Raw genomic sequence first — 6,681 nt, 5'->3', positions numbered from 1 at the left:
GGCGGCCCGCGGGTCCCCCCCCGGGGCGGCCCCCCCCCCGCCCCGGGGGGCGGGCGGGGGGGGGTCCGCCACGCCGCCGCCCCCCCCCCCGCCCGACTGTGTGACCAGCCGACGAGAGAAAGCGACCGCATGGCTCGGAAGTTGAGGATGAGCGGCCGTATGCCGCGGCGGACCCTCTGGTACATAGCACTGATCGTGATCACGATCGCGGTGTGCGGCACCGGCCTGGCCGTATACCGGACGCTCTCCGACGGGGCCACGGAGCGGTCGGTGACGATGGAGGAGGCATCCAGGCTGGCGCTGTCGCGGCTGAATCTGTACCAGGCCAGTCCCGTGGCGGTGACACTCACCGCCACCGAGGGCGGCGGAGTGGTGGTGCGGGTCAGGGGGGTCGTGGACTACCGAACCCATCGGGCCGTGGGAAGTTACGAGGTCACCGGAGCCTCCGGGTCCTCCAAGCCCTCCGGATCCGCCGGACCCGTCGCCGGGCAACTCGACCACGGCCTGATCGTCTGGGACACCGGCGGCCTCGGCCTCGCCCCCGCGCCGGAGGGCGACAACACTCCGACCTGGCAGCAGGCCGAGCACATCCCGCGCTCGGGCTGGTCCGCGCGCTCCTACACGGCCGACCCCCTGGACGCCGGACTGCGGTTGCTGATCGGGCTCGGCGCCGACCGCCCGGACAACCCGCTGTTGCTCGCACAGTCCGGAGCCCGCTGGCTGGGCCGCGACCGCGTCGACGGCCACAGCTACGACCGGTTCGCCGGGCCGCGCGCCCAGGGCGCCACGACCGGTGCCGGGCCCGACGGCGGGCGGTCGCCACTGACGTACTGGATCGACGGTGACGGCGGCCTGCGGCGGGTGACGATGCGGATGCCGGGCCTGGGGACACCGACCACCGTGGAGTTCTCCGGACGCGACGGACGCGCGAAACTCCCCGAGGCGCCCTGGATCACCGGCTGACATCTCCGCGCCCACACACGGCGGTTGCTCACGGTCCTCCCCGACTCGCCCTCCGGAGCGGCATGGTGAACGGGGGCCGAGTCCACCGGAGCACTGTGCTCAGCGCGAGCGCGGCACGGCGTCGCTCAGCGCGAGCGCGGCACGGCGTCCACCTTCTTCGGAAGCGGGTACGCGGCCGTGTCGACGGCCCCCGGCAGGCCGGTCGCCGGGCGGCCCGGGGCCGTCGGGTCCGGCATGGACGGCTGGGCGGGCGGGGCCGGCACCTGGCTGAACGGGACGCCGGGCGGCGCCTGCACCGGCGCCGTTCGGCCGCCTGGCAGCGCGCCCCGACCGCGGGCGCCGCAGCCCGCGCGGTCCTCCAGCCCGGCCGGGCTCTGGGTGGCGGGCCGGTTGTCCGCGAAACAGTTGCCGGGGTCGGCCGAGGCCAGCACGAGGTCGGTGCCGTTGCCGGTGGCGCGGTTGCCCTCGACGCGATTGCCGCTCGCCGGATGCCCCGGCGGGTCGGTGACGACCACCCCGGCCGCCCGGTTGCCCCGGACCAGGTTGCGCTGGATGCGGTTCCCGGTGCCACCGCCGATGCCGATGCCGATTCCGAACCCTCCGTCCGCCTGCTCGGGCGTGTCGGCGGCGTTGTTGTCCGCGACCACGTTGCCCGCGATCACCGCGCCGTGCTGTGGGGCGAGGGCCTCCAGATCATTGGAGTTGATCGTGACGCCGACCCGGTTTCCGGCGACGAGGTTGCCCAGCACCGACAGGTTGTCCGAGGCATTGGTCAGTTCGATGCCGACCGCGTTGCGCTCCACGGTGTTGCCACGGACGACAGTGCCGCAGGGCTTGCACTGGCCGACATAGATGCCGGAGTCGGCGTGCCCGGAGGCGTAGGAGTCCTCGATCACCCCGTCGCGCGCGTCAAAGGCGTAGATGCCGTACAGGCCGTTGTTGTACGCCGTCACCCGGGTCGCGCGGAAGCCCCGGACGGCAGGGAACCGGGCGGTGTCCAGCGGGTCGTAGGCGGAGCCGCCGGCACCGCGCTGCTGCAACCGCTCGTCGGTGACGCCGGTGAACAGCACGCCGTTGGCGAGGTATCCGTGCACGGTGAGGTTCTCGACCACCGAGCCGGCGCCGGTCACGGTGATGCCGTTGGCCAGACGCACACCGCCGTCGAAGACCACCTTGTTGCGGTCCGCTCCACGCAATACCACGCGGGGCTTGGTGACGCGCACGCTCTCCCGGTACACACCCGGTCCGATCAGCACCGTCTCGCCCGCGCGAGCGGCGTCCACCGCCTGCTGCACCGAGGAGAAGTCCTGCGGAACGCGCAGTACGCTCCCCGCCGGATGCCGAGCATCGGCGGACGTCGGCCCGGTACCGGAGCATCCGGTGGCCGCCACCGCGGCCGAGACGACCAGCACCGACAGGCGCAGTGCCGCCCGGACCGCCGTCGCCGGCACTGCCCAACGCCTCAACAGGCCTTCTCCAGACAGGATTTGCATGGCAGTTGTTTTATCGTCTCCAATGGGCTTATGCCCACCGAACAGGGAAATGCGCAGGACTCATCCCGACCCGCGGCAACCCGTTTCGGGCGGCGCCGGGCACTGCTCGCCGGCGGAGCGGTGCTTGCCGCCGGCGTCGGCGCGGTGGCCGACGAACCGGTGAGAGACGGCCGGGCGACCGGCCGTGCCACCACCGGCGCCCCAGCGGCCCCGGCCGCGATTCCCTTCCACGGCGCCCGGCAGGCGGGTGTCACGCTGCCCCAGCAGCCGGCGACGCACCTGCTCTCCTTCGACCTCCCGCAGAACTCCGCCGCCACCGGCCGGAAGACCCTGCGCGGTGTCCTCGGCGTGCTGGCCCGCACGCTCGCCACCGCGGCCTCCGACTCCCCGCCGGACCCACGGCTCCAGGGCGGCGGTGCGACCCGGCTCACCTCCCTGGTCGGCATCGGCCCTTCCCTCGCCACCCGCCTCGGCCTCAACGTCCCCGATTCCCTGGGCGAGTTGCCGCCCTTCCCCGGCGACCGTCTCGAACCGCACCGCAGCAAGGGCGATATCCTGGTCCAGCTCTGCGCAGCCGACCGCTGGACCCTCGCCGTCGTCGCCGAACTCGCCGACAGGGCCGCGCGCGACGCCGGTGCCGTACCGCGCTGGACCCAGACCGGCTTCCTGCCCCACACAACACCGGGCACCACCCCGCGCAACTTGTTCGGCTCCAAGGACGGCATCGCCAACCCCGGTCACGAGGCGGCCGAGCGGTGGGTCTGGGGCCCACCCGGAGCTCACCGGAACGGCACCGTGCTGGTCTACCGCAGGATCCGCATGGACGTCACCGGGTTCGCGGCCCTTCCCGAGGGCCGGCGCGACCGGGTGATAGGCCGCCGCGACCGCGACGGCGTCCCCCTCGGCGGCACCGCCGAGCATGACGAGCCGGACATCTACGCCAAGAACCCCGACGGTTCCTACGTCATCCCGGCCACCGCCCACGTGCGTCTGGCCAGCCCCCGCTTCGACGGCGGCGCCCGTATGCTCCGCCGCAGCTACAGCTACGACGACGGCCCGGCCGACCGCGGCCTTCTCTTCTGCGCCTTCATGCGCGAACCCGCCCAGTTCACCCGCGTCCAGAACCGCCTGGCCGCCCTCGACGCCCTCGCCCCGTTCCTCCAGCACCGCGCATCGGCCGTGGCCTACATCCTGCCCGGCAGCCCACCCGACGGGACTCTCGGCGAACAGCTCTGGACATGATTTCGCCGCACTCCGTCCAGGAACACAGGAGGGGTTCGGCGACGTCGTTCCTCAGGACTTTCGGTTGTTTCACGCTTGTGCCCGTCGACGGCGCCGGAAGTCCCGGAAGAGTCCCAGAGGACTCCCACGGCTGACGGACGCCCCTTCGGCCTGTCCTGGGGTGAGGCAGAAGCGCAACAGCCCGGAGCCGGCAGACAGACCCATCGAGAAGGTCCCTTACGACGGGCCGGGACCGGAGCCGTTCCTTGCGGAGGGCCCGCGGCGAGAGCCTGGAAGCAGGAGCCCCGCGCACCGCTCGCCGCGCCATGCTTGTCTTCCTGCGGGCCAACGGCGCCGTCACCGTTGGCCCGCAGGCCGAGGAGGCCGCGCGGGACGACCTCGTCGTGAGGGCCGGGGCGGAACGAGGTTCCAAGGCCCCGGAGAGATCCCAGGGGTGCCGCCGCACACCCGCTCCTCACCCCGTATACGCAGGTCAGGCGAGGTGCGGCGGCAGTCGTGTCTCAGATGTCCCGGAAGATCTCGATCTGCGCGCCCACGGAGTTGAGCCGCTCCGCCAGCTCCTCGTAACCGCGGTTGATGACATACACGTTGCGCAGTACGGAGGTGCCTTCTGCCGCCATCATGGCGAGCAGCACCACCACGGCGGGGCGCAGGGCCGGCGGGCACATCATCTCGGCGGCACGCCAGCGGGTCGGGCCCTCGACCAGCACCCGGTGGGGGTCCAGGAGTTGGAGCCTGCCGCCGAGGCGGTTCAGGTCGGTGAGGTAGATGGCCCGGTTGTCGTAGACCCAGTCGTGGATGAGGGTCTGGCCGTGGGCCGAGGCGGCGATCGCCGCGAAGAAGGGCACATTGTCGATGTTGAGGCCCGGGAACGGCATGGGGTGGATCTTGTCGATCGGCGCCTCCAGCTTGGAGGGCCGGACCGTGAGGTCGACCAGGCGGGTGCGGCCGTTGTCGGCGGCGTACTCCGTCGTACGGTCGCAGTCGACGCCCATCTCCTCCAGCACCGCGAGTTCGATCTCCAGGAACTCGATCGGCACCCGGCGGATCGTCAGTTGGGACTCCGTCACGACGGCGGCGGCCAGGAGGCTCATCGCCTCGACCGGGTCCTCGGACGGGGAGTAGTCGACGTCCACGTCTATGTGCGGGACTCCGTGCACGGTCAGGGTGGTCGTGCCGATGCCGTCCACGCGTATGCCGAGCGCTTCCAGGAAGAAGCAGAGGTCCTGGACCATGTAGTTGGAGGAGGCGTTGCGGATGACGGTCGTGCCGTCGTGCCGGGCGGCGGCCAGCAGCGCGTTCTCGGTCACGGTGTCGCCGCGCTCGGTCAGCACTATGGGGCGGCCGGGGGTCACCGAGTGGTCGACCTGGGCGTGGTAGATCCCCTCGGTCGCGGCGATCTCAAGACCGAAGCGGCGCAGCGCGATCATGTGCGGCTCGATGGTCCGCGTACCGAGGTCGCAGCCGCCCGCGTACGGGAGCTTGAACCGGTCCATGCGGTGCAGCAGCGGACCGAGGAACATGATGATGGAACGGGTCCGGCGGGCGGCGTCCGCGTCGATGGCGTCCATGTCGAGCCGGGCCGGCGGGACGATCTCCAGATCGGTTCCCTCGTTGATCCACCGGGTCCGCACACCGATGGAGTTCAGCACCTCCAGGAGACGGTAGACCTCCTCGATCCGGGCCACCCGGCGCAGCACCGTACGGCCCTTGTTGAGCAGCGAGGCGCAGAGGAGTGCCACGCACGCGTTCTTGCTCGTCTTGACGTCGATGGAGCCCGAGAGCCGACGGCCGCCGACCACCCGCAGGTGCATGGGCCCGGCGTAGCCGAGCGACACGATCTCGCTGTCGAGTGCCTCACCGATGCGCGCGATCATCTCAAGGCTGATGTTTTGATTGCCGCGCTCGATGCGATTCACGGCGCTCTGGCTGGTGGCGAGCGCCTCGGCGAGCTGACTCTGTGTCCAGCCCCGATGCTGACGGGCGTCGCGGATGAGCTTGCCGATGCGTACGAGGTAATCGTCTGACATGGCGAAAGGCTATCTCAGATATGAGATGAGACCTGCGCCGGGGTGTGGTGTTCGGGTGACGTTCGGGCGTGTCGGCGCGGCAATTGCAGGTCGGGCGCGTATGAAATGCGCCGACCCGGAGCGCACCATGCGTTCCATGGTCCGCCCGGATCGGCGCGACCGCGTGCGGTGCGCGTCCGTACGGGGGACGGAGGGGCGACCGCCGGTCTTCGGGGCCTCCGGAGACCGGCAGTCGTCCTGCGGTGGTCAGCTCTCGAAACCGTTGTCACGCAGGATGCCGTCGATACGCGCACGATGCGCGGCCTCCCACGCGTCCAGGGACTCGCCCGCCTCCTTGGCCGCCTTCGCCCGCGCGTCGAGGAGCACCTGCGCGTGCCGGGCGCGGGGAACGACCACGATGCCCTCCTCGTCCGCCACCACGATGTCACCGGCGTCCACGTCGACACCGCCGCACCGCACGGGGCCGCCCAGCGGCTCGACCGCCTTCTTCGTGCCGGGGATGGGGATCACGCCCCTGGCGAAGACGGGGAATCCCATCTCGCGCACCTCGGCGAGGTCACGGATCACGCCGTCGGCCACGAACGCCGCGATTCCACGGCGTTGGGCGACGGCGCAGACGTTCCCGCCGGCCAGTGCGTAGTCCACGTCGCCCGACTCGACGACGATGACGGCGCCGGGCTCCGCGCGGTGAATGGCCGCGTGGAGCATGAGGTTGTCGCCCGGAGGGCACCGCACGGTGAACGCCGGTCCGGCGACGCGGGGGACCGAGGGCCACAACGGGCGGATCCCGATGTCCATGACCTGTCCGCGCCCCAGGAGATCGGCGAGGGTGGTCGGGGAGATGTCCTCGAACTCCTCGAACTCCTTGGACTCCTCGAACTGCTTGGGCTCCACGAACTCCTTGGACTTCTCGAACTCCTGCAATTCACTGATCTCGTTCATGTTCCTCCGTC

At 71.3% G+C, this 6,681-nt stretch carries 5 protein-coding genes; 2 read left to right on the top strand and 3 right to left on the bottom strand.

Features of this window, described 5'->3' with window-relative positions:
- Nucleotides 1–159 precede the first annotated feature (159 nt).
- Nucleotides 160–963, top strand: coding sequence for a hypothetical protein (locus tag ACFVH0_RS12385; RefSeq protein WP_385819504.1), 804 nt, complete (start codon nt 160–162; stop codon nt 961–963).
- Between the two features lie 125 nt (nt 964–1,088).
- Here ACFVH0_RS12385 and ACFVH0_RS12380 read toward each other — a convergent pair whose 3' ends face one another.
- Complete coding sequence (locus tag ACFVH0_RS12380) at nt 1,089–2,429, bottom strand: right-handed parallel beta-helix repeat-containing protein (RefSeq protein WP_385819503.1); 1,341 nt, start codon at nt 2,427–2,429, stop codon at nt 1,089–1,091.
- Between the two features lie 57 nt (nt 2,430–2,486).
- Between ACFVH0_RS12380 and ACFVH0_RS12375 the strand changes: the two genes are divergently transcribed.
- Nucleotides 2,487–3,698: a Dyp-type peroxidase gene (locus ACFVH0_RS12375; protein ID WP_385819502.1), complete on the top strand. Its 1,212-nt coding sequence runs from the start codon at nt 2,487–2,489 to the stop codon at nt 3,696–3,698.
- A 500-nt stretch (nt 3,699–4,198) separates the two neighbouring features.
- On the opposite strand, the gene ACFVH0_RS12370 is transcribed toward ACFVH0_RS12375, so the two are convergent.
- The gene (locus ACFVH0_RS12370; RefSeq protein ID WP_385819501.1) at nt 4,199–5,728 is read right to left on the bottom strand and encodes a helix-turn-helix domain-containing protein; all 1,530 of its coding nucleotides are present in this window, start codon (nt 5,726–5,728) and stop codon (nt 4,199–4,201) included.
- Between the two features lie 246 nt (nt 5,729–5,974).
- Entirely contained in the window at nt 5,975–6,670 is a 696-nt protein-coding gene (locus tag ACFVH0_RS12365) for an RraA family protein (protein WP_385819500.1), read from the bottom strand.
- Between the last annotated feature and the right edge of the window lie 11 nt (nt 6,671–6,681).

It is taken from the genome of Streptomyces sp. NPDC127117, assembly GCF_042677325.1.
Lineage (GTDB): Bacteria > Actinomycetota > Actinomycetes > Streptomycetales > Streptomycetaceae > Streptomyces.
This window is presented reverse-complemented; position numbering and strand designations above follow the sequence as displayed.

Excerpts from the sequence above, each read along its gene's own strand:
- ACFVH0_RS12385 (WP_385819504.1), top strand. The coding sequence starts at position 160 with ATGCCGCGGCGGACCCTCTGGTACATAGCACTGATCGTGATCACGATC.
- ACFVH0_RS12375 (WP_385819502.1), top strand. The coding sequence starts at position 2,487 with ATGCCCACCGAACAGGGAAATGCGCAGGACTCATCCCGACCCGCGGCA.
- ACFVH0_RS12370 (WP_385819501.1), bottom strand. The coding sequence starts at position 5,728 with ATGTCAGACGATTACCTCGTACGCATCGGCAAGCTCATCCGCGACGCC.
- ACFVH0_RS12365 (WP_385819500.1), bottom strand. The coding sequence starts at position 6,670 with ATGAACGAGATCAGTGAATTGCAGGAGTTCGAGAAGTCCAAGGAGTTC.